The organism is Rathayibacter sp. VKM Ac-2754 (genome assembly GCF_009807095.1).
GTDB lineage: Bacteria > Actinomycetota > Actinomycetes > Actinomycetales > Microbacteriaceae > Rathayibacter.
On record NZ_WUCC01000012.1, the window covers coordinates 66519 to 87836 of the forward strand.

The following is a 21318-nucleotide window of genomic DNA, read 5'->3' on the forward strand; positions in this document are numbered from 1 at the left end:
ATCATAGGGCGGCCACCGCGCGTCGCTGCGGCGTGAACGCCGAACGCGGCAGCACGGCGGCGAGCACCCGGCGCGGCACGCCGGCCTCGGCGCGGAGGGCCGAGACGACCTGCGCGGAGGCGGCCCACGACGAGCCGGCGTCGGACGCGACCGGCGCGTACCGCACCCGCTCGAGGGTCTGCCGGAGTCCCCGCAGCGCCTCGCGCGCCTCGCCGCTCCCGACCGCGGAGGCGATGAGAGCCTCCTGCGCTCGCGGAGTCGCGGTCGCCTCGACCGGGATCCCGAGATCCCTGGCGCTCGCGAGCAGCTCGGTCCAGGCGGCCTCCGTCGATCCGCGCGCCGCTGCGCGCCGGCGGAGGGAGCGCTGCACGACGCGCAGCAGCCAGGGCACCAGCAGGAGCAGCAGGAGCAGCACCCAGGCGGTGACGGCAGGAGCCGCCGACACCGACGAACCGCCGAGCGCTCCCGCCGTGGCGGTCGAGGTCGGCGCGGTCGAGGTGGGCGCCGCGCTCGCCTCGGGCGTCGTCCCCGGTGCCGCGCTCGCCGCCGCCCCCGGAGTGCTGGACCCCGTCGACGACGTCGCGCTGGGCAGTGTGTACGACGCCGGAGCGCCGCGGCTCGGGGTCGGCTCGAAGGGCAGCCAGCCGACGCCCTCGAAGTACAGCTCGGGCCACGCGTGCAGATCGGACGACATCACGCGGTAGGTCGTCAGGTCGGAGTCGCTCGAGGGCACGACCGACCCCGGCTGGTAGCCGATCGCGAGTCGCGACGGGATGCCGAGATCCCGCGCCATGACCGCCATGGCCGAGGCGAAGTGCACGCAGTAGCCCTCGCGGACGGTGAGGAAGGACTCCAGGACGCCGACGCCGTCTCCGTCGTAGCCCTCCTCGGCCGGGGTGTCCTCCGAGTAGGCGAACTCCGACGAGCGGAAGTAGGACTGCAGGGACCGCGCGCGGTCGTAGGCCGTGGTGTCGTCGGCGGTCACCTCGGCGGCGGTGGTCCGCACGATCTCCGGCACGTCGTCCGGGAGCGCGAGGTAGCGCTCGAGCCCCGCGGGGGCCGGAGCGTCGAGCAGCTGCTGCGGGTCGGGCTCGAGCCGCAGCGCCGCGACGTCGTACTCGTCGCCGGCCCGGGTCGTCGCGTCGCCGCGGATGGAGCCGTCCTGCACGTCCTGCAGCCAGCCGTCGCCGACTCCGCTGACCGACTCGACGGGGTACGGCACCGGCAGCCACTGGCTCCGGAGCGTCTCGACCGAGACGTCGACCTCCTCGCTCAGCCGCGGCACGCTCCCGGCCAGCCCCTCGGGAGCGATGGGCTCGTCGATCGGAGCGGTCTCCTCGGTCGCGCTCGGCGCCCAGTTCTCGCCCTCGAAGTCGGACACCGTGAGCACCCGGAGGTAGACGGGGAGGTCGGAGTCGGTGGCGTAGCGCAGCACGGTGACCGGGTCGGGGCGGCGCAGGTCGGCGCCGAGGGCGACCACGGGGTCGATCGAGCCGTTGAACAGCGTGCCCGAGACCCCCGACGAGGCGGAGGTGCGCACGTACCCGGCGGCCGATCCCGCGAGCAGGCCGGACACGACGACGACGACCGCCGCGATCCCGACCGCCGGAGCGGCCGAGGCGACCGTCGGGCGGCGCGCGCCGGGACGCCGCGGACGGGCGCTCACCGCCAGGATCGCGACGTAGGCCAGCGCGGTCAGGACGAGGCTCGGCCACGAGACGTCGGCCGGGTCGATCACCGCGGGCACCGCGAGCAGCGCCGCCGGGAACAGCCCCGCCAGGGCGGGGAGGCGCACCGAGAACGCGAAGAGATCGGTGGCCCACGCGAGCACCACGACTCCGCCGACCAGGAGGAAGGAGATCCCCTCGTCGGCGATCGCCGGCAGCCCCTGCTGCGCGATCGAGGTGAAGCCGCTCTGGGCGAGGGCGCGGGCGTCCGCGACGGACGCGGGTGTCGGGATCAGGAAGAGGAGCGAGCGGGCGGGCGCGAACATCGCGGTCACGACCCCGACCGCCGTCAGAGTGGCCAGGATCGGCGGGACGACGGGATGCGCGCGCAGCGCCCGAGCGCCGGCCGGCACCGCGAGCACGAGGCCGACCGCGACGGCCAGCTGCACGAGCCAGCCGACCCCGTTCAGCAGGCGGCCGCTGCCCGAGGCCGCCGCCACGATCGCCAGCCAGAAGAGGAGGCTCAGCAGCGCCGAGCCGTCGCGGCGCGTCACGCGACCACCCGGAGGGCGAGCGCGTCGGCCCACGCCTCCTCGATGGAAGTGCCCACCGACACCGAGACGGCGTACCAGCCGAGCGAGGTCAGCACCGCCTCCTCCTCGGGGCTGCCCCCGACGACGAAGGCGAGCGCCGGCCGGGCGTGGGCGGCGAGGGAGGCGAGCGACGCCAGATCCTCCTCGCGGAGTCGGGACAGCACCGCGAAGACCGGGCGCACTCCCCCGGCCTCGCGCATCTCGGCCGCGATGCGGCCGACCGCCTCGACCGAGTCGGAGGCGGCCTCGAGCTCGGCGAGACGCAGGAGCACGTCGTGAGCGAGCTCGAGCTCGTCCTCGGACGGGCCCATCCCGGCGCCGGAGCCCGTCTCGACCAGGTGCGTCTCGAATCCACGGTCGAGCAGGTGCACGGCGAGCGAGGCGGTCATCGAGACGGCCCACTCGAACCGCTCGTCGCGGCGCCCGTCGAGCATCCGGCTCGCCCGGGTCTCGAGCAGGATCCAGGCGTGCGGGTCGGTGTTCTGCTCGTCCTGGCGCACCTTGAGCTCGCCCGATCGCGCGCTGGCCCGCCAGTGCACGCGGCGCATCGCATCTCCCGGCCGGTAGTCGCGCGGAATGACGTCGTCGGTGCCGGCACCGGCGGTCGCGTGTGCGACCGGACTCGACCCTCCGGCGCCGTGGGCGTCGAGCACGTCGCTCTGCAGCGGCACGGCCCGCGGAGTCACCACGAACGACTGCGCCGATCCCGAGACCGTCTCGCGCAGCGCCAGCCCGAGCGCATCGCCGCGGACGAGGCGGAGGGGCCCGAGACGATGGATGCCGCGGCGCCCCGCGGGGAGGCGGTAGCGGGCGCGGATCCGACCGGAGCCGCTCCCGGCGGCTCCGACGGGCGGGAGGGAGAATCCTCCACGGGCGACGATCCGACCGGAGGCCACGCCGCGCTCGATCCGCTCGAGGCGGTCCTCGGCCTGCGCGCCCGCGCGCAGCGGCCCGCCGCGGTTCTCGACGAGCACGTCGACGTCGACCACGTCGCCCACCGCGACCACGCGCGGAGCGAAGCGGCGCTGCACCTGCAGGACGGGGCTGCCCGCGAGCAGGGACACGACCGCACCGAAGGGCAGCCCCAGCAGCACGAGGCCGACGAACAGCAGCTCGCGGAAGCCCGTCAGCGGTGCGGCGATGACCGCCACCGTGCCGAGAGCCGCGAACGCCCAGCCGCGCAGCGTCAGAGCGACGCCGGCGAGCGCGGGGAGCGAGCCGATGCGCGTCGAGGGCGCGTCGCCCCCGCGCGGGTCAGGCGCCACGGCCGCTGAACGGCACGGGGGTCGCGGCGACGATCCGCTGCACGATCTCGCTGACGGAGTGGGACGCGCTCGTCCCCGACCGCCCCGGCAGACGGGTGGCCGGCAGCAGGCGGTGCCCGAGGACGGGGACCGCGAGGGTGTCGATGTCGTCGGGGACGACGAAGTCGCGGTCGTTGATCGCCGCGAGCGCCTTGGCGGCGGCGATGAGCTGGAGCGTCGCGCGCGGGCTGCCGCCGAGCCGGAGCTCGGGGTCGATCCGCGTGGCCTGCATGATCGCGACCACGTACTCCTGCACCGGAGGCGCGACGTAGATCGACTGCACGTAGTCGATCATCCGCTCGAGCTCGTCGCGGGTGACGACCGGGCGCAGCTCCTCGAGCGGGCTCCGCGCGTCGCGCGTGCGGATCATCTCGAGCTCGGCCCGCTCGTCGGGGTAGCCGAGCGAGAGGCGCGCCATGAAGCGGTCGCGCTGGGCCTCGGGGAGGCTGTACGTGCCCTCCATCTCGACCGGGTTCTGCGTGGCCACGACCGCGAAGGGCCGCGGGAGGAGGTGCGTGACGCCGTCGACCGACACCTGGCGCTCCTCCATGCACTCGAGCAGCGCCGACTGCGTCTTCGGAGACGCGCGGTTGATCTCGTCGCCGATCAGCACGTTCGCGAACACCGGACCGGGCTTGAACTCGAAGTCGCGGGTCGCCTGGTTGTACACCGAGACCCCCGTGACGTCGGAGGGCAGCAGGTCGGGCGTGAACTGGATCCGCGACACCGAGCCGCCCACGGAGGCGGCGAGCGACTTCGCGAGCACCGTCTTCCCGGTGCCCGGCACGTCCTCCATCAGGAGGTGCCCGCCCGCGAGGAACACCGTCAGAGCCATCGAGACCTCGGCGTCCTTGCCGTCGATCACGCGCGTCAGATTGGACAGGATGGCCGCGCAGTGCTCGGTGAACTCCTCGCGCGACATCGACGCCCCCGGGGCCGAAGCGGAGTCGACAGCGGAGGAGTGGGAGTCGAGGGACGTCATAACTGGTGATTCTCGCAGTCGGAACCGGAAATCGGCTCAGGGTTCCCGGGGCTCTCCCGGGCGGCGGTGGCGCCGTATGCTCGGAGCGGTGACCAGGATCATCGCCGGCTTCGCCGGATCCCTCACCCTCCGGGTTCCCCGCACGGGCACCCGGCCCACCAGCGACAGGGTCCGCGAGGCCGTCTTCTCGGCTCTCGAGGCGCGGGTCGACCTGGGCGGAGCGACGGTGGTCGACCTCTACGCGGGATCCGGGGCCCTCGGGCTCGAGGCCGCGAGCAGGGGCGCGAGCTCGGTCGTACTCGTCGAGCGCGACCCGAAGGCGGCGCGGACCGCCGGCGAGAACGCGCGCGCCCTGATCGCCGCGGCCGCCTCGAACCGGGTGACCCGGCCGCGGATCGAGGTCGCGACCGCCTCCGTGCGCTCGTTCCTCGACGGCTCCCCCGCCCTCAACGTCGACGCGGTCTTCCTCGACCCGCCCTACGACCTCGGCGAGGACGACCTCTCGGCCGATCTCGCGGGAGTGCTGCCACTCCTCCTCGAGGACGCGGTCGTGGTCGTCGAGAGGAGCTCGCGCAGCCCCGAGCCTCGCTGGCCGGCCGGGCTCGAGCGCGACAAGCGCAAGGACTACGGCGAGACGACGATCTGGTGGGCGTCCCGCGCCGTCGATCAGCCCGCGGCGCCGTCCCAGCCGAGGTAGGGGTCCCAGCCGCCGCGCTCGTCGAGGGCGGCCCCTCCGACACGCACCTCGGGCTCACCCTCCCGCACGACGCCGAGGGCGGCGAACTCCGGAGGCAGCGCCGCGCCGCGCGGGAAGCACGCGAGCATCGCGTGGTCCTCCCCGCCGCCCAGGACGAGGGTGCGGGCGAGCGCGGCGTCCACGCCGTCGACCACAGTGAGCGGCCCGGCGTGCCGGTCGACGGCCGCCGGGTCGAGGTCGATGACGACGCCGCTCGCCCGGGCCATCCGGCGCGCGTCGAGCACCACGCCGTCCGACACGTCCATCATCGCCGTCGCCGACCCGCCCGCCGCGACCCCGGCCGCGAGCGGTGGAGTCGGCCGCAGCTGGGCGTCCAGCACCTCGGGGAACCGCTCGCGGAGTGCACGGGCGAGTGACGCCGACGGCTCCCCCTCCGTCGTCGCCCGCTCGAAGAGGAGGCGGAGGCCGAGCCCCGCCGCACCCAGCACGCCCGCGGTCGCGACCACGTCACCCGGCCGGGCTCCGCTGCGCAGCACGGGGGCGCGGCCGTCGAGCGAGCCGAACGCGGTGATCGCGAGGGTCAGGGTCGAGGAGGCGGAGAGGTCGCCCCCGACGACCGCGCACCCCGGCGCCATCGCGGCGCAGCCGGCCGCGAGCCCCTCGGCGATGCCCTCGAGGACGTCGACGCCGAGCCCCTGCGGCGCGGCGATCGCGACCACGAGCGCGGTCGGGCGGGCGCCCATCGCGGCGACGTCCGAGAGGTTCGACGCGGCGGCCTTCCAGCCGAGGTCGAACGGCGTCGACCAGGCGAGCCTGAAGTCGGGGCCGTGCACCATCATGTCGGTGGTCACGACGAAGCGGCCGTCGGGGGCGCGCAGCACGGCGGAGTCGTCGCCCGGGCCCACGAGCGTCTCCGATCCCGGGGCGCCGCCGAGCCTGCCCAGCACCCTCGCGAGGACCTCGCCCTCGCTGAGCTCGGCCAGGGTGGGGCTCGGATGAGGTGCCATGGTTCACACGCTAGCGTTGCCCACGATGTCCGCTCGCCGCCTCCGCACCCCGCTCGTCGCCCTGTCAGCCGTGCTCCTGCTCTCCGGATGCTCGGCCGCCGTCGCCCTCGAACCCGCTGCGGACGCCACGAACCCCGGCTGCGCCGAGGTCTCGGTGCGCCTGCCCGACGTGGTCGCCGAGCAGCCCGAGCGCGAGACGAACGCGCAGGGGACGGCCGCCTGGGGAACACCCGCCGCGGTCATCCTGCACTGCGGTGTCGAGCCGCCCGGGCCGACCACCGACCTCTGCGTCTCGGTCAGCGGCGTCGACTGGATCATCGACGAGACCCAGGCCGACGAGGACATCTACACGCTGACCACCTACGGTCGCGACCCGGCCGTCGAGATCACCGTCGATCAGAGCCGCGCCTCCGGGACCTCGGCCGTCGTCGACCTGGCGAACGCCGTCTCGTACATCCCCCAGGACCGCGAGTGCACGGACGTCTCCGACACGAACACGCTCGACCCGACGGGCACCCCCACCGGCTGACGCCACCTCGATGAGTGGTCTCCTGAGGGCGGTGATCTCCCGCTCGAGCCCCCACTCGCTGATCGAGTAGCCCGCGACGCGGGCGTATCGAGATCCACGTCCGTCAGAAGACCGGGTCGACGGCCCGATCTGCTGGTGCTGGCGGGTCTCGATACGCCGCCTGCGGCGGCTGCTCGACCAGCATGCTTGCGGGGACCCCTTGGCTTCCGCTGCGTGCGGCCCCCTCCCCCCCTCGCTGATCGAGTAGCCCGCGGAGCGGGCGTATCGAGATCCACCAGCGTCAGAAGGCGAGGCTTGCAGTCCCGTTCCGCTGACGCCGGCGGGTCTCGATACGCCGCCTGCGGCGGCTACTCGACCAGCGAGCTTGCGGGGATCTCTTTCCACCTGCTGCGAGTGACCCCCTCCTCGCGCAACGAGCTTGCGGAAGGTCCTCCCGATCCGCTGCGGGTGAGCCCCTCTTCGCTGATCGAGCAGCCCGCGCAGCGGGCGTATCGAGATCCACCAGCGTCAGAAGACAGGATGGAAGTCCCGACCTGCTGACGCCGGCGGGTCTCGATGCGCCGCCTTCAGCGGCTACTCGACCAGCAGGGGGGGGTGGCGGCCGGCGCCGACTCATCCCTCAGCACAGAGTCGCACCGCGTCCTCAGGCGCCGAGCGCGCCGCTCACCACGCGCAGCGCCTGGTCGGCGGGTGCGCCCAGCGCTCGCGCCCGCTCGGCGTACGCCGCGGCGGCGAGCTGGAGCTCGCGCTCCACGCCCTCGATGCCGCCCGCGACCATCGTTCCCGAGCGCCCGCGGGTCTCGACCACTCCGGCCGACTCGAGCTCCTTGTACGCCCGCGCGACGGTTCCCGGCGCCACGCCGAGCTGCTCGGCCAGTGCGCGCACCGGCGGCAGGCGCGCCCCGAGCGGCAGCTCTCCCGCCGCCACCTGCGCCGCGATCCGCTCGCGGATCTGCTCGAACGGCGCGGCGGCCGCCTCCGGATCGATCCGCAGGTCGAGTGTCACCGGGCGGCGACCGGGAGCCGCTCGAGCGCGAGGTCGATCAGCTCGCCGATCAGATCCGGGTAGGCGACCCCGCTCGCCCCCCACATCCGCGGGAACATCGAGATCGGCGTGAAGCCGGGCATGGTGTTGATCTCGTTGACGACGAAGCCCTCTGCGGTGAGGAAGAAGTCGACGCGGGCGAGCCCCGCGGCTCCGATCGACTCGAACGCCCGCACGGCGAGCGCGCTCATCTCGGCCAGCTCGTCCGCGCTCAGGTCGGCCGGGCAGATCAGGTCGATGCCCGCCGCCCCGAGGTACTTGGCCTCGAAGTCGTAGAAGCCGCCGCCCGAGACGACGACCTCGCCCGCCACCGAGGTGCGCGCGGCGGCGCCACCGAAAGCGCCGAGCACACCGATCTCGATCTCGCGGCCGGACATCCCCGACTCGATCAGCACGCGCGAGTCGTGCGCGAACGCCTCGTCGAGGGCGGCATCGAGCTGCGAGCGCTCGTCGACGCGGCTGACGCCGACGCTCGATCCGGCCCGCGCGGGCTTCACGAACACGGGCAGCCCGAGGTCGTCGAGCGCGGCGACGGCGTCGCCCGGGTCGGCCCGCCACTCCGCCTCGGTCACGGTGTACCAGGGAGCCACGGCGATGCCCGCCGCCCGCAGGACCGTCTTGGTGAAGTGCTTGTCCATCCCGAGAGCCGAGGCGAGCACGCCCGACCCGACGTACGGCAGGCCTATCAGCTCGAGGAGGCCCTGGATCGTGCCGTCCTCGCCCCACGGCCCGTGCAGGATCGGGAACACGACGTCGACGTCGCCCAGCGAGCGCGCTGCTCCGCCGTCGGAGACGCTCAGCTCGCGCGACAGAGCCGACTCGGGCCAGCGCACCCGGCTGCCGTTGTCGACGACCTCGGGCAGAGCTGCCGCGTCGAGCGCGAACTTCTCGGGCCGGTCCTCCTCGAGCACGAACGCACCGTCCCGGGTGATCCCGACGGGGATCACCTCGAAGCGGTCACGATCGATCGCCCGCAGCACTCCGGCCGCCGTGGCGCAGCTGATCGAGTGCTCGCTGGAGCGCCCCCCGAACAGAACGGCCACGCGGAGCTTGCTGGTCATCGAGGTTCCTCTCACCCTGGGGCTCGTCCGAATCCGTGGTCAGGTGCGGCGCGATGTCCTTCGGATCGAGCGTACCGGCGAGCACCTGCGCCACCTGCTCGACGATGGGCATGTCGACACCCCTGGCGCGGGCGAGCTCGAGCACCGGCGCGACCGAGGCGAGGCCCTCCGCCGTCTGCTGCATCGACTTCACGACGTCGGTGAAGCTGTAGCCCTGGCCGAGCAGGCGGCCCGCCGTGTTGTTGCGCGAGAGCGACGAGCTCGAGGTCGCGATCAGGTCGCCGAGACCGGCGAGCCCCGACATCGTCTCGGCCTTCGCTCCGTAGGCGACCGCGAAGTCGGTCATCTCGGCGAGGCCGCGCGTCATGATCGACGCCTTGGTGTTCTCGCCGTAGCCGACTCCGTCGACGATGCCGATGGCGACCGCGATCAGGTTCTTCAGCACACCGCCGAACTCGGTGCCGATGACGTCGGTGTTGACGAACGAGCGGAAGTAGCGGTTGGTCGCCGCGAGCGCGACCTCCTGGGCGGTGACGAGACTCTCGGAGGCGATGACCGCGGCGGTCGGCTGCTCCTTCGCGATCTCGAGCGCGAGGTTCGGTCCGGAGGCGACGGCGATGCGGTCGGTCGAGATCGGCAGCATCTGCGCGATCACCTCGCTCATCCGCTGGCCGGTGCCCTTCTCGACGCCCTTCATCAGGCTCACCAGCACGGTGCGCTCGGTGAGGAACGGCGTGATCGCCTCGAGGTTGCTCCGGAGCGACTGCGACGGGATCGACAGGTACACGTGGTCGGCGCCCTCGAGCGCCTCCTCGATGCGGGGCGTGGCGCGGATGTTGCGCGGCAGGTTGATGCCGGGGAGGTAGTCGCTGTTGCGCTTCGCCTCCGTGATCTCGCGGGCGAGCTCGGCCCGCCGCGCCCACATCACCACGTCGGACCCGCCGTCGGCCAGGATCTTGGCGAACGTCGTGCCCCAGCTGCCGGCACCGAGCACCGCCACGCGCCGCGGGACGGGGATCGGCGGCTTCTGGCTCCTACTGCTCGGACTCAAAGCGTCCCGTCCCCTTCTGGTTGTGCTCGGCCGGATTCCAGCGCTTCTCGGGCGCCTTCTCCCCGCGGAGCTCCTCGAGCAGCGCCGTGATGGCGGCCATCACGACGGCCGACGCCTCGTTGAGGGTCGCGGAGTCGAGGCTGCGCCCGCGGAACGCGGACAGGTCGACGGGATCGCCGATCAGGACGTCGACCCGCTTGCGGCGGAACAGCGTGACCTTCTTCGAGTAGCGCCCCATCAGCTGCTGGGTGCCCCAGTGCGCCATCGGGATGACCGGCAGTCCGTACTGCAGCGCCATCCGCACCGCGCCGGTCTTGCCGCGCATCGGCCAGAGCTCGGGGTCGCGCGTCAGCGTGCCCTCGGGGTAGATCAGCACCGATCCGCCGCGGTCGACCAGGTCCTTCGCCGCCTGGAGAGGCTGGCTCCCTCGCACCGAGCCGGCGCGCTCGACCGGGATCTGCCCGGAGGCGCGCAGGACCGTCCCGACGACGGGGACCTTGAAGAGCGACGCCTTGGCGAGGAACCGCGGTGCGCGCCCCGCCCGCCACAGCGTCCAGCCCGTGATGAACGGGTCGATCTCGCTGTAGTGGTTCGGCGCGAACACGAACGCGCCGGTCGGCGGGATCTTCTCGATGTCGCGGACCCGGAGGTCGACGGAGGCGGTCAGCGTCGGGATCACCGCCGCCGCGAGGAACCAGAAGACGGAGGGACGACTGCGTTCAGACACCCGCCCATCCTCGCATCCCCCGGGGAGCAGCCCCTCCTGCCCGCGCCCGCGCGACGGAAGCCCGGGCCGCGAGCCGCCCGCGAACGACGGAACCCCGGGCCGTCGAGAGCGCCTGCAGAAGCAGGCGGCCTCGACGACCCGGGGTTCTCCGGGTGGTCGGGCGACTACGCGTCGAGCGAGAAGTCGGCGCCGAGCAGCTCGAGCTTGGTGAGGAAGTTCTCGTAGCCGCGGCTGATGATGCCGACGTTCGAGACCGAGGAGGTGCCCTCGGCCGAGAGCGCCGCGATCAGGTGGGAGAAGCCTCCGCGCAGATCCGGCACGACGATGTCGGCGCCGTGCAGCTTCGACGGCCCCGAGATGACGGCGGAGTGCATGAAGTTGCGCTGACCGAAGCGGCAGGCCTGGCCGCCGAGGCACTCGCGGTGGATCTGGATGGTCGCGCCCATCTCGACGAGGGCGTCGACGAAGCCGAAGCGCTGCTCGTAGACCGTCTCGTGCACGATCGAGACGCCCTTGGCCTTGGTCAGCGCCACGACGAGCGGCTGCTGCCAGTCGGTCATGAAGCCGGGGTGCACGTCGGTCTCGATGATGACCGGCTTCAGCTCGCCACCGGGGTGGTAGAAGCGGATGCCGTCCTCGGCGATCTCGAACGCGCCGCCGACCTTGCGGAAGACGTTGAGGAACGTGGTCATCTCCTGCTGGCGGGCGCCGCCGACGAAGATGTCGCCGTCGGTCGCGAGCGCCGCGGCGGCCCAGGAGGCGGCCTCGTTGCGGTCGAAGAGCGCGCGGTGGGTGTAGCCCGAGAGGCGCTCGACGCCCTCGATGCGGATCACGCGGTCGGTGTCGACCGAGATGATGGCGCCCATCTTCTGCAGGATGTTGATGAGGTCCATGATCTCGGGCTCGATCGCCGCACCCGAGAGCTCGGTGATGCCGGAGGCGCGGACCGCGGTGAGCAGGACCTGCTCGGTCGCTCCGACGCTCGGGTAGGGCAGCGACACCTTGGCGCCGTGCAGGCCCTCGGGCGCCGACATCCGGATGCCGGACGGCAGCTTCTCGACGATGGCGCCGAAGTTCCGCAGCACCTCGAGGTGGTAGTCGATCGGGCGGTCGCCGATGCGGCAGCCGCCGAGGTCGGGGATGAACGCCTCGCCCAGGCGGTGCAGCAGCGGCCCGCAGAACAGGATCGGGATGCGGCTCGAGCCCGCGTGGGCATCGATGTCGGCCATGTGCGCCGACTCGACGTTCGAGGGGTCGAGGATCAGCTCGCCGACCTCGGGGCCCTGCTTGACCTTGACGCCGTGGACCTCGAGCAGGCCCTTCACGACGCGGACGTCGCTGATGTCGGGCACGTCGCGCAGGGTCGAGGCGGTCTCGCCGAGGAGGGCGGCGACCATGGCCTTGGTGACCAGGTTCTTCGCCCCCTTGAGCTCGATGCGCCCCTTCAGCGGTCGCCCGCCGTGGATCGTGATCCGCTCCGTCGTCATCCCCACTCGCGCCCCCGAGGCCTTGGCATCCTGGAGCGCCGTCTTGGCGTCCTGAAGAAGTGTGTTCACGCTATTTCACCGGCAATGTCTTGGGCCGCCAGCTCTCGCGACGGGTCTCGAATTCGGAAATGAGCGCTTCGTCGCGCAGGGTCAGTCCGATGTCGTCCAGCCCCTCGATCAGGCGCCATCGAGTGTAGTCGTCGATCTCGAAGGGGAAGGAGTCGCCACCGGCGGTGACCGTACGGGCAACCAGGTCCACGGTCAGTTCTATTCCCGGCTGCTCGTCGATGGCGGCCCAGATGCGCTCGATGTCGTCCTCGGCGAGGGCGGCGGCCAGCAGACCCTGCTTGCCGGAGTTGCCCCGGAAGATGTCGCCGAAGCGCGAGGAGAGCACGACCCGGAAGCCGAAGTCGCGCAGCGCCCACACCGCGTGCTCGCGGCTGGAGCCGGTGCCGAAGTCGGGCCCGGCGACCAGGATCTGCGCGCCGAGGAACGGCCCCTGGTTGAGGACGAAGTCCTCCTCCTGGCGCCAGCCGTGGAAGAGCGCGTCCTCGAAACCGGTCTTGGTGACCCGCTTGAGGAACACGGCGGGGATGATCTGGTCGGTGTCGACGTTGCTGCGCTTCAGCGGCGCGGCGACGCCGGTGACGGTCTCGAACTTCTGCATGATCAGGCCTCCACCAGTTCGCGAGCGGGCTCCAGATCGGACGGGCTGGAGAGGGTGCCGCGCACGGCCGTCGCGGCGGCGACCAGCGGCGAGACCAGGTGCGTGCGTCCGCCCTTGCCCTGCCGGCCCTCGAAGTTGCGGTTCGAGGTCGAGGCGCAGCGCTCGCCGGGAGCGAGCTGGTCGGGGTTCATCCCGAGGCACATCGAGCAGCCGGCGAAGCGCCACTCGGCACCGAAGTCGGTGAAGACCTTGTCGAGGCCCTCGGCCTCGGCCTCGATCCGCACGCGGGCGGAGCCGGGGACGACCATCACGCGGACCCCGGGCGCCTTCGTCCGACCCGCGATCACGGACGCGAAGGCGCGCAGGTCCTCGATGCGCGAGTTGGTGCAGGAGCCCATGAAGACGGCGTCGACGGGGATCTCCTTCATCGGGGTCCCGGCCTCGAGATCCATGTACTCGAGGGCGCGTCGGGCGTTCGAGCGCTCGTTCGGGTCGTCGATCGACTCGGGATCGGGCACGGCCTGCGACAGCGAGACGCCCTGCCCGGGGTTGGTGCCCCAGGTGACGAAAGGCTCGAGCGTGTCGGCGTCGAGGACCACCTCGGCGTCGAACCTCGCGCCCTCGTCGGTGGGCAGCGTGCGCCAGTACTCGACGGCGTCGTCCCAGGCCTGGCCCTCGGGAGCGTGCGGCCGCCCCTTCAGGTAGGCGAAGGTGGTCTCGTCGGGGGCGACCATTCCCGCGCGCGCGCCGGCCTCGATCGACATGTTGCAGATCGTCATGCGGCCCTCCATCGAGAGCGCGCGGATCGCGGAGCCGCGGTACTCGAGGACGTAGCCCTGACCGCCTCCGGTGCCGATCTTCGCGATGACGGCGAGGATGATGTCCTTGGCCGTCACTCCGTCGCGGAGGGTGCCGTCGACCGTGATCGCCATGGTCTTGAACGGCTTCAGCGGCAGCGTCTGGGTCGCCATCACGTGCTCGACCTCGCTGGTGCCGATACCGATGGCCATCGCTCCGAACGCGCCGTGCGTCGAGGTGTGCGAGTCGCCGCAGACGACCGTGATGCCCGGCATCGTCAGGCCGAGCTGGGGCCCGACGACGTGGACGATGCCCTGCTCGACGTCGCCCAGCGAGTGCAGGCGCACGCCGAACTCGGCGCAGTTGCGACGCAGCGTCTCGATCTGGGTGCGGCTCGTCAGATCGGCGATCGGCCGGTCGATGCCCACGGTCGGGGTGTTGTGGTCCTCCGTCGCGATCGTCAGATCGGGCCGGCGGACGGGGCGGCCGGCGAGGCGCAGGCCGTCGAAGGCCTGCGGGCTGGTCACCTCGTGCACGAGGTGCAGGTCGATGTAGATCAGGTCGGGCGTGCCGTCCTGGCCCTTCGAGACGAGATGGTCGTCCCAGACCTTCTCGGCGAGGGTCAGGGGGCGGGCGATCCCGGCGTCGTGGTTCGCGGCGCCGTCGGTAGCACTGTCGTTCATGTCGGTGGTTTCTCTTCCTCGGGAAGGATGGTCAGCCCACGAGAGACACCGCGACGAGAGAGGCCTGTCAGATCGAGGTCTCGTCGCGGCGGAGAAGGAGGAGCCGGCCGAACAGCATTCACCGAGGATAGCACCGCGGACGGGCGGGGCCGGGGACTCCCGGCGCCTGTCGCGACCGGCCCTAGGGCGTGACGAGCATGGCGATCAGCACCGCGGGCACCACGAGCAGAGCGGCGGCGCCGACGACCACGCCGCCGACGACGAAGACGGCTGCGGCGGCGGCGCCGAACATGCCGATGATCCCGCCGCGACGCGGGGTCGGGAGCGCCTCGTGCTCGAACCACTCGCCGTCGAGCGGGTCGGGAGCCTCGGCCTCGTGCCGGGCCGCCTCCTCGAGGCGCTGCGGGAGCTCGGCCAGCATGCGGGCCGCGTGCGGCGACTCCGCCGCGAGCTCGAGCGGATGGACCAGGGCGCGCTCCGCGAGCTCGAACGGGTCCTCGTCGGTGCTGACGAGGGCGCGCTCGAACGCGTGCAGCTCCTCCGGAGCGGCGCCGCTCTCGACGAGATAGCCCCAGCGCCCCGCCTCGATCAGGTCGCCGGAGCGACGGTAGAGCTCGGAGAGGAGGACCCGAGGATCGAGCCAGGTCGGGTCGGCCGCGACGCAGCGCTCGAGCAGCGAGACCGCCCCGCGGACATCGCCCTCTGCGAAGCGCGCCTTGGCACGATCGAGAGCCTCGGCGATGTCCATCCCTCCAGTATGCCTTTCGACAGCCAGGCTCTGGAGTCGACGCGACACCGCGATGCAACCCGTCCGGGGGGCACTCTGCAGCAGGATCGGCGTGCTCAGGCCCGAGGGTCGAGGACGGCGTCCACCACGACGACGGTCACGTTGTCGCGTCCTCCCGCATCGACCGCCTCGCGCACCAGCGTCCGTGCGAGGTCGACGGCGGCGATCTCCCCCGCGTCCCGGCGCTCGAACAGTGCGGCGATCCGCTCGTCCGAGAGCTCTCGCGTGAGCCCGTCCGAGCAGAGGAGGTAGCTGGCGCGAGGCACGACGGGGAGGGTCCACACGTCGGTCTCGACGGCGTCGTCGGCACCGAGGGCGCGCGTGACGATGTTGCGGTCGGGATGCGTCTCGGCCAGCTCCCGGGTCAGCAGACCGGCGCTGACGAGCTCCTGCACGGCCGAGTGGTCGACCGTCAACTGCTGCATCGCCGAGCCGTCCCACCGGTAGACCCGCGAGTCGCCCACATTGAAGAGGGCCCAGCGCACGGGACCCGCCTCCTCGGGACGCACGAGGGTGAGTCCGGTCAGCGTCGTCCCGCAGAGTGCGCCGCCCACGTCGAGCCCGCGGACCGCGGCGTTCGCCGCCTCGACGAGATCGAACACCGCGTCGACCGCTCCGATCGCCGTCGGCGCGTTCGCGCGCAGGGCGTCGACGGCCGTCGCGCTGGCGAGGTCGCCCCGCGCGTGACCACCCATGCCGTCGGCGACCGCGAGGAGGAGGTCGTCGGCCAGCAGGGCGTCCTCGTTGACCCGGCGGACGGATCCGACATCGGTGCTGCTGGTGACCGAGAGGCGCAGCACTCCCTGCGGGAGCTCGATGCTCGTCACCGGCCGGTCACTTCTCCTCGGCGCCGGACCGGGGCGCGTCGGCGTCCGCGACGACCTCGGGGTGCCCGTCGTGCATCTCGATGTGGCTGTGCTCGCGGCGCATCTTCAGGAGGCTGGCCGCCGTCGCGACGGTCATGCTGACGACGATCACGGCGAGGGACGTCCACGTGTCGATGTCCCAGACCGGCACCGGCTCGCCGCCGTTGATGAAGGGCAGGTCGTTCTCGTGCAGAGCGTGCAGCACGAGCTTCACGCCGATGAACGCGAGGATGAACGCGATGCCGTACTTGAGGTACTCGAGCTTGTCGATCAGGCCGCCGAGCAGGAAGTAGAGCTGGCGGAGCCCCATCAGAGCGAAGATGTTCGCAGTGAAGACGATGAAGGGACTCTCGGTGATGCCGAAGATCGCCGGGATCGAGTCGAGCGCGAAGAGCAGGTCGGTCGATCCGATCGCGAGGAACACGATCAGCATCGGCGTGAAGTAGCGCGTGCCGTCGATCGTGGTGCGGATCTTCGAGCCGTCGAAGCTGTCCGAGATCTTCACGCGGCGGCGGAGGAGCCGGATCAGCAGGTTGTCGGTGCCCTCGCTCTCGTCCTCCTTGCCGAACGCCTGGTTGTACGCGGTGTAGACGAGGAAGGCGCCGAAGAGGTAGAAGATCCAGCTGAAGCTCTCGATGAGCTGGGCGCCGAGCAGGATGAAGACCCCGCGGAAGATCAGCGCGATGATGATGCCCACCATCAGCACTTCCTGCTGGTACTTCGGCGGCACCGCGAAGCGCCCCATGATGATGACGAAGACGAACAGGTTGTCGATCGAGAGGCTGTACTCGGTCAGCCAGCCCGCCAGGAACTGCCCCGCGGTCTCACCGTCGCCGAGCACCAGCATCGCCAGCGCGAACAGCAGCGCGAGGCTGACGTAGAAGCCGACCCAGAGGCCCGACTCCTTCAGGCTCGGGACGTGCGGCCGCTTGTAGACCAGCAGGAGGTCGGCGGCGAGGATCAGGCTCAGGACGACGAAGGAGCCGACCACGAACCAGACGGGCAGATCGATCATGGGAGGGGCCTTTCGGAGGTGGGTGGAGGGCCGTCGGTCTCTCCCCGGGGTCTCGGACGGCCTCGCCTGTCCGCTCACCCGTCCCGCCCCGGCATCGCGGCGACGCGAGACGTGCTGACGGGGTGGGAAGGTCGGGATGCTCCCCTTCGCGGATGCGAGCCTAGCGTCGATCCTGCGCCCGGTCTGCGGGTGGGCACGACGGGGTGGACCGTGCTCGGGAGGTGTGTCAGGGGCACCGGGTGTTAACGCGAGAAGGCCCCCGGCGAACCGGGGGCCTTCTCGATGTTGCCGTGGTGACCCCAGCGGGATTTGAACCCGCGTTACCGCCGTGAGAGGGCGACGTCCTAGGCCGCTAAACGATGGGGCCGCGTTTTTGCAACTCGAAGAGTGTTGCACACCGGTCAGCACCGGTGCAAATCGACGGAGGCGCCCCGCCTTGCACCCGCGCGCCGCCCGCGGTTAGCTCGGGGCATGCGACTGACCAAGCTCGAGCACGCCACTCTCGTCGTCGAGGAGGCGGGTGCCCGCCTCGTGATCGACCCCGGCTCCTTCACCCGTCCCGTCGAGGGGACCGCCGACACCGTCGCGGTGGTGATCACGCACGAGCACGCCGATCACTGGACCCCGGAGCAGCTGGAGCGCCTGCGCGCCGCGAACCCCTCCCTCCGCGTCCTCGGACCCGCCGGAGTCGCCGCCGCCGCCGAAGGTCTCGACATCGAGACGGTGGCCGAGGGCGACACGACCGAGGTCGGACCGTTCGAGCTGCGCTTCTTCGGTTCGCGGCACGCGGTGATCCACCGCTCGATCCCCGTGATCGACAACGTCGGCGTGCTCGTGAACGGCCGCCTCTACTACGCGGGCGACTCGTTCACCGTGCCCGCCGATGTCGACGTCGAGATCCTGGCCGCCCCCTCCGGCGCTCCCTGGATGAAGATCGCCGAGTCGATCGACTACGTGCTCGAGCTCGCGCCGCGGCACGCGTTCGCGACGCACGAGGCGGTGCTCTCCGAAGCGGGCCAGAAGCTCGGGCACGACCGCCTGGGCTGGGCCGTCCGAGAGGGCGGCGGCGAGTACCACGCGCTCGCGGCCGGCGACGTGCTCGAGCTGTAGCGGCCAGGAGAGCGCGCAGTAGAGAGGAGAGGCTCGATGAGCCGGGCTCAGCCCGCCCAGCCGGGGGCGTCGGAGCCGGTGACGCTCGCCAGGTCCGCGCCGAACTCGAAGCTCCAGTGGGCCGAGTCGCCGTCGTTCAGGACGCCGGGCAGCCAGAACCGCGCGTCGTCCCACATCTGCGCGTACGGCACGTCGGCGACGGGCACGAACCCGGCGGCGAGCTCGTTCGAGTCGACGACCTCCCCGCTCCAGCGCCGGCAGACGAACACGTGCGAGCGCTGGCTCCACGCCGGGCGGTGCGGGAAGCGGTAGTCGAGGCGTCCGCGGGGGTCGAGGTCGCGCGGGTCCGCCACGAGACCCACCTCCTCCTCGAGCTCGCGGACCGCGGCGTGCGCCGGTGTCTCGCCGGGCTCGAGCTTCCCGCCCGGTGCGACGATCCGTCCTTCGCCGAGACCGCGGCGCTTGCGGCCGAGCAGCACCTCGACTCCGCTCGCCGCCTCGCGCAGGACGTAGACGACGCACACCTCCGGCAGCTCGTGCACGCGCACCTCCGCTCGCCGCGGCGGGGGGCCGATGCGCCGCCGTCGTAGGCTAGCCGGGTGACGACGACCGCGCTCGAGCGCTTCCAGGCCCTGCTGCGGGTCGACACGGTGTCGCACTCCGATGAGTCCCTGACCGACTGGAGCCGCTTCGACGTCTTCGTCGATCTGCTCGAGCAGCTGTACCCGGCCCTGCACGCGGCACTCGAGCGCGAGATCGTGGCCGGTCACTCCGTCCTCTGGCGGTGGCGGGGCGCCGAGGCCGGCGACCCCTCGGTCCTGATGGCCCACTACGACGTCGTGAGCGTGACTCCCGAGGACTGGTCGAGCGCGCCCTTCGCCGCCGACACAGTGCTGCGCCCCGACGGGCGCACGTCGATCATCGGCCGCGGTGCCGTCGACGACAAGGGCTCCCTCGTGACGCTGCTCGAGGCCGTGGAGGCCGCGGTCGTCCGCGGCGAGCAGCCGAGGCACGACGTCTACCTCGTCTCCACCCACAACGAGGAGACCGCCGGAGACGGCGCGCCCGCGGTCGTGACCCTGCTCGCGGCCCGCGGGATCCGGCCGCGCTTCGTGCTCGACGAGGGCGGGAACGTGCGGCGGGGCATCCTCCCCGGCGTCACCACTCCGATCGCGGTCATCGGCGTCACCGAGCGCGGGATCATGAACCTCGAGCTGACCTGCCACGACGCCGGCGGGCACGCCTCCGCTCCCCCGCCCCTGCCGGGGATGCTCGCGACGCAGCGCCTCGCCCGGGCGATCCACCGCCTCACCGAGAACCCGTTCCCCTCGACGCTCCCGGAGCCGATCGCGGAGCTGGTCAAGGCCGCGGCCCCCTCCGCCGACGCCGCGCACGCGGTCTGGTACGCGCACCCGCACGAGCACCCCGACGCCGTCATCGGCGCCCTCGCCTCGCACTCCAACCGCTCGGCCGCGATGCTCCGCACGACCGTCGCCGTCACCCAGCTCCGCGGGAGCACCGGCGCGAACGTGCTCGCCTCGACCGCCAGCGCCGTCGCCAATGTCCGGATCAACCCCGGAGGCACCGTCGCCGGAGTCGTCGAGCGCATCCGCGCGGTCATCGACGACCCCGAGGTCGAGATCGATGTGCGGGTCGCCCACGAGCCCTCCCCCGTGTCGTCGACGGGCACGCCGGGCGACGGCGGCCCGTACGACGTGCTGCACGGCGTCGTGCGCGAGGTGTTCCCGGAGGCCATCGTCGCCCCGTACGTGCAGACCGGCGGCAGCGACGCCCGCCACTTCCACGCGATCAGCGACGGCGTCTACCGGTTCATCCCCTTCGAGATCAGCCCGCAGCAGCAGCTCGGCATCCACGGCGCCGACGAGTCGATCGAGATCGACCAGTTCGAGCGCGCGATCGTCTTCTACGCGACGCTGCTCACCCGCCTCTGAGCCGGCCCCCCTCTGAGCCGACCCGACTCCGGCTCGACGCGAGTCGGTGCGCCCGGGCGCGAGAACGAGTCCGATTCTGGGAAAAGCGTTCGATGACGCGCCGATCCGTGTTGGCCCCGCGTTCACCCGGGGATGATGGACTGGCGTTCGCGGGTGCACCTCTGGATCCCGCGGAGAAGCTCCGCTAGTGTCGATGCTGAAACATCCGATTCAGCTCCCGCAGATCGTGAAACTCGAGGATCATGACCGTCCGTCAGGCCGAGTACCCCCGGCCCAACCACTTCATCCTTCACCTCAGCGACACGCACTTCATCGCCGGAGCCGGGGGCCTCTACGGCTCCGACGTCGACAGTGAGGCGCAGCTCCGCCGCCTGTTCGACGAGCTCGAGGAGTCTGGTGGCCGCCCCGAGGCGATCGTCATCACCGGCGATCTGGCCGACAAGGGCGAGCCGGAGGCGTACGCCAAGCTCCGCGCCGTCGTCGAGCCGGCCGCCGCGCGCCTCGGCGCCGAGGTCATCTGGGTGATGGGCAACCACGACGACCGCGGTGCTTTCCGCTCGGGGCTGCTCGACCAGCTGCCGACCACGCAGCCGATCGACCGCGTGCACGACGTCAACGGGCTGCGGATCATCGCGCTCGATTCGACGGTCCCCGGTGCGCACTACGGCGAGATCTCGGACGCCCAGCTCGACTGGCTCGCCGAGGAGCTCTCGAGCCCGGCGCCGCACGGGACGATCCTGGCGCTGCACCACCCGCCGGTCCCGAGCGTGCTCGACCTGTCGGTGCTCGTCGAGCTGCGCGACCAGCCCGCACTGGCCGAGGTCCTCGAGGGGTCCGACGTCCGCAGCATCATCGCCGGCCACCTGCACTACTCCTCCACCGCCACCTTCGCGGGGATCCCCGTGTCGGTCGCGTCGGCCACCTGCTACACGCAGGATCTGAACGTCCCGGTGGGCGGCACCCGCGCCCGCAACGGCGCGCAGGCCTTCAACCTCATCCACGTCTACGACGGCACGGTGCTGCACTCGGTCGTGCCGATCGGCGCCTCCACCGAGGTGTCGTACGTCTCGGCGAACGAGACCCAGCGGATCCTCGCCGACCACGGCGTCGAGATCGCGCCGGCCACAGCGGCTCCGGTCACCCGCGACGAGGCGCTCTACCCGCCGGTCGCCGAGCCGATCGGCGTCAGCGCCTAGGTCCTGCTCCTCGAGGGAACCCCGGACCGTCGAGACCGCCGCCGGCAGCGGGGCGACCCGACGGTTCGGGGTTCCCTCGGTCGACGGCGCCCGA

General features: G+C 72.1%; 20 protein-coding genes and 1 tRNA gene. 5 read left to right on the forward strand and 16 right to left on the reverse strand.

Going from position 1 to position 21318, the window contains the following annotated elements:
- Position 1: 1 nt before the first annotated feature.
- From GRS92_RS16685 to GRS92_RS16695, 3 genes are read right to left on the reverse strand one after another with little or no spacing between them, the layout of a single operon-like run.
- Positions 2-2221, reverse strand: coding sequence for a transglutaminase family protein (locus GRS92_RS16685; protein ID WP_159858607.1), 2220 nt, complete (start codon positions 2219-2221; stop codon positions 2-4).
- Entirely contained in the window at positions 2218-3525 is a 1308-nt protein-coding gene (locus tag GRS92_RS16690) for a DUF58 domain-containing protein (RefSeq protein WP_159858610.1), read from the reverse strand. The genes GRS92_RS16685 and GRS92_RS16690 overlap by 4 nt, the downstream gene beginning before the upstream one ends.
- Positions 3515-4546 carry an AAA family ATPase gene (locus GRS92_RS16695; protein WP_159858613.1) on the reverse strand — a complete coding sequence of 344 codons (1032 nt, stop codon included), beginning with the start codon at positions 4544-4546 and terminating at the stop codon, positions 3515-3517. Before GRS92_RS16695 ends, GRS92_RS16690 begins: the two co-directional genes overlap by 11 nt.
- An 88-nt stretch (positions 4547-4634) precedes the next feature.
- Here GRS92_RS16695 and rsmD point away from each other — a divergent pair, with 88 nt between their 5' ends.
- Positions 4635-5243 carry a 16S rRNA (guanine(966)-N(2))-methyltransferase RsmD gene (rsmD, locus tag GRS92_RS16700; protein ID WP_159858616.1) on the forward strand — a complete coding sequence of 203 codons (609 nt, stop codon included), beginning with the start codon at positions 4635-4637 and terminating at the stop codon, positions 5241-5243.
- Here rsmD and thiL read toward each other — a convergent pair.
- Complete coding sequence (thiL, locus tag GRS92_RS16705; RefSeq protein WP_159858619.1) at positions 5213-6250, reverse strand: thiamine-phosphate kinase; 1038 nt, start codon at positions 6248-6250, stop codon at positions 5213-5215. The two genes, rsmD and thiL, sit on opposite strands and share 31 nt — an antisense overlap.
- A 25-nt stretch (positions 6251-6275) precedes the next feature.
- Here thiL and GRS92_RS16710 point away from each other — a divergent pair, with 25 nt between their 5' ends.
- Positions 6276-6779 (forward strand): DUF3515 domain-containing protein, encoded by a 504-nt coding sequence (locus GRS92_RS16710; RefSeq protein ID WP_159858622.1) that lies wholly within the window; start codon positions 6276-6278, stop codon positions 6777-6779.
- Positions 6780-7422: 643 nt separating this feature from the next.
- Here GRS92_RS16710 and GRS92_RS16715 read toward each other — a convergent pair.
- The 11 genes from GRS92_RS16715 to GRS92_RS16765 all read right to left on the reverse strand — a co-directional run bounded on the left by GRS92_RS16715 (position 7423) and on the right by GRS92_RS16765 (position 17333).
- The gene (locus GRS92_RS16715; protein WP_159858625.1) at positions 7423-7785 is read right to left on the reverse strand and encodes a GntR family transcriptional regulator; all 363 of its coding nucleotides are present in this window, start codon (positions 7783-7785) and stop codon (positions 7423-7425) included.
- Positions 7782-8885 carry a D-alanine--D-alanine ligase family protein gene (locus tag GRS92_RS16720; RefSeq protein ID WP_159858628.1) on the reverse strand — a complete coding sequence of 368 codons (1104 nt, stop codon included), beginning with the start codon at positions 8883-8885 and terminating at the stop codon, positions 7782-7784. Before GRS92_RS16720 ends, GRS92_RS16715 begins: the two co-directional genes overlap by 4 nt.
- Positions 8782-9879: an NAD(P)H-dependent glycerol-3-phosphate dehydrogenase gene (locus GRS92_RS16725; RefSeq protein WP_204162088.1), complete on the reverse strand. Its 1098-nt coding sequence runs from the start codon at positions 9877-9879 to the stop codon at positions 8782-8784. The genes GRS92_RS16720 and GRS92_RS16725 overlap by 104 nt, the downstream gene beginning before the upstream one ends.
- 40 nt (positions 9880-9919) lie before the next feature.
- Positions 9920-10663 (reverse strand): lysophospholipid acyltransferase family protein, encoded by a 744-nt coding sequence (locus tag GRS92_RS16730; RefSeq protein ID WP_235022089.1) that lies wholly within the window; start codon positions 10661-10663, stop codon positions 9920-9922.
- A 164-nt stretch (positions 10664-10827) separates the two neighbouring features.
- A complete protein-coding gene (murA, locus tag GRS92_RS16735) occupies positions 10828-12150 on the reverse strand; it encodes a UDP-N-acetylglucosamine 1-carboxyvinyltransferase (protein ID WP_204162160.1) in 1323 nt (440 codons plus the stop codon).
- Positions 12151-12220: 70 nt separating this feature from the next.
- Entirely contained in the window at positions 12221-12817 is a 597-nt protein-coding gene (leuD, locus tag GRS92_RS16740) for a 3-isopropylmalate dehydratase small subunit (protein ID WP_159858631.1), read from the reverse strand.
- A 2-nt stretch (positions 12818-12819) separates the two neighbouring features.
- Positions 12820-14298 carry a 3-isopropylmalate dehydratase large subunit gene (gene leuC, locus GRS92_RS16745; protein ID WP_159858634.1) on the reverse strand — a complete coding sequence of 493 codons (1479 nt, stop codon included), beginning with the start codon at positions 14296-14298 and terminating at the stop codon, positions 12820-12822.
- A gap of 181 nt (positions 14299-14479) precedes the next feature.
- On the reverse strand, positions 14480-15046 hold the full coding sequence (locus tag GRS92_RS16750) for a DUF6584 family protein (RefSeq protein ID WP_159858637.1): 567 nt from the start codon (positions 15044-15046) through the stop codon (positions 14480-14482).
- Positions 15047-15141: 95 nt separating this feature from the next.
- A complete protein-coding gene (locus GRS92_RS16755; RefSeq protein WP_159858640.1) occupies positions 15142-15912 on the reverse strand; it encodes a PP2C family protein-serine/threonine phosphatase in 771 nt (256 codons plus the stop codon).
- A gap of 7 nt (positions 15913-15919) precedes the next feature.
- A complete protein-coding gene (locus tag GRS92_RS16760; protein WP_159858661.1) occupies positions 15920-16966 on the reverse strand; it encodes a TerC family protein in 1047 nt (348 codons plus the stop codon).
- Positions 16967-17257: 291 nt separating this feature from the next.
- Positions 17258-17333 (reverse strand) — tRNA-Glu (locus tag GRS92_RS16765).
- 104 nt (positions 17334-17437) lie between these two features.
- Here GRS92_RS16765 and GRS92_RS16770 point away from each other — a divergent pair.
- Positions 17438-18076 carry an MBL fold metallo-hydrolase gene (locus GRS92_RS16770; protein WP_159858664.1) on the forward strand — a complete coding sequence of 213 codons (639 nt, stop codon included), beginning with the start codon at positions 17438-17440 and terminating at the stop codon, positions 18074-18076.
- 47 nt (positions 18077-18123) lie between these two features.
- Here GRS92_RS16770 and GRS92_RS16775 read toward each other — a convergent pair whose 3' ends face one another.
- Positions 18124-18618: an 8-oxo-dGTP diphosphatase gene (locus GRS92_RS16775; protein WP_159858667.1), complete on the reverse strand. Its 495-nt coding sequence runs from the start codon at positions 18616-18618 to the stop codon at positions 18124-18126.
- 57 nt (positions 18619-18675) lie between these two features.
- Between GRS92_RS16775 and GRS92_RS16780 the strand changes: the two genes are divergently transcribed.
- Positions 18676-20028: a M20/M25/M40 family metallo-hydrolase gene (locus GRS92_RS16780; RefSeq protein WP_159858670.1), complete on the forward strand. Its 1353-nt coding sequence runs from the start codon at positions 18676-18678 to the stop codon at positions 20026-20028.
- A gap of 242 nt (positions 20029-20270) precedes the next feature.
- The gene (locus GRS92_RS16785; protein WP_159858673.1) at positions 20271-21224 is read left to right on the forward strand and encodes a phosphodiesterase; all 954 of its coding nucleotides are present in this window, start codon (positions 20271-20273) and stop codon (positions 21222-21224) included.
- The last annotated feature ends 94 nt before the right edge of the window (positions 21225-21318 follow it).

Bases quoted from the DNA above. Each gene is read 5' to 3' on its own strand.
- leuC (WP_159858634.1), bottom strand. From the start codon at position 14,298: ATGAACGACAGTGCTACCGACGGCGCCGCGAACCACGACGCCGGGATC.
- GRS92_RS16720 (WP_159858628.1), bottom strand. From the start codon at position 8,885: ATGACCAGCAAGCTCCGCGTGGCCGTTCTGTTCGGGGGGCGCTCCAGC.
- GRS92_RS16750 (WP_159858637.1), bottom strand. From the start codon at position 15,046: ATGGACATCGCCGAGGCTCTCGATCGTGCCAAGGCGCGCTTCGCAGAG.
- GRS92_RS16770 (WP_159858664.1), top strand. From the start codon at position 17,438: ATGCGACTGACCAAGCTCGAGCACGCCACTCTCGTCGTCGAGGAGGCG.
- GRS92_RS16695 (WP_159858613.1), bottom strand. From the start codon at position 4,546: ATGACGTCCCTCGACTCCCACTCCTCCGCTGTCGACTCCGCTTCGGCC.
- GRS92_RS16710 (WP_159858622.1), top strand. From the start codon at position 6,276: ATGTCCGCTCGCCGCCTCCGCACCCCGCTCGTCGCCCTGTCAGCCGTG.
- leuD (WP_159858631.1), bottom strand. From the start codon at position 12,817: ATGCAGAAGTTCGAGACCGTCACCGGCGTCGCCGCGCCGCTGAAGCGC.
- GRS92_RS16785 (WP_159858673.1), top strand. From the start codon at position 20,271: ATGACCGTCCGTCAGGCCGAGTACCCCCGGCCCAACCACTTCATCCTT.
- murA (WP_204162160.1), bottom strand. From the start codon at position 12,150: ATGACGACGGAGCGGATCACGATCCACGGCGGGCGACCGCTGAAGGGG.
- thiL (WP_159858619.1), bottom strand. From the start codon at position 6,250: ATGGCACCTCATCCGAGCCCCACCCTGGCCGAGCTCAGCGAGGGCGAG.
- GRS92_RS16760 (WP_159858661.1), bottom strand. From the start codon at position 16,966: ATGATCGATCTGCCCGTCTGGTTCGTGGTCGGCTCCTTCGTCGTCCTG.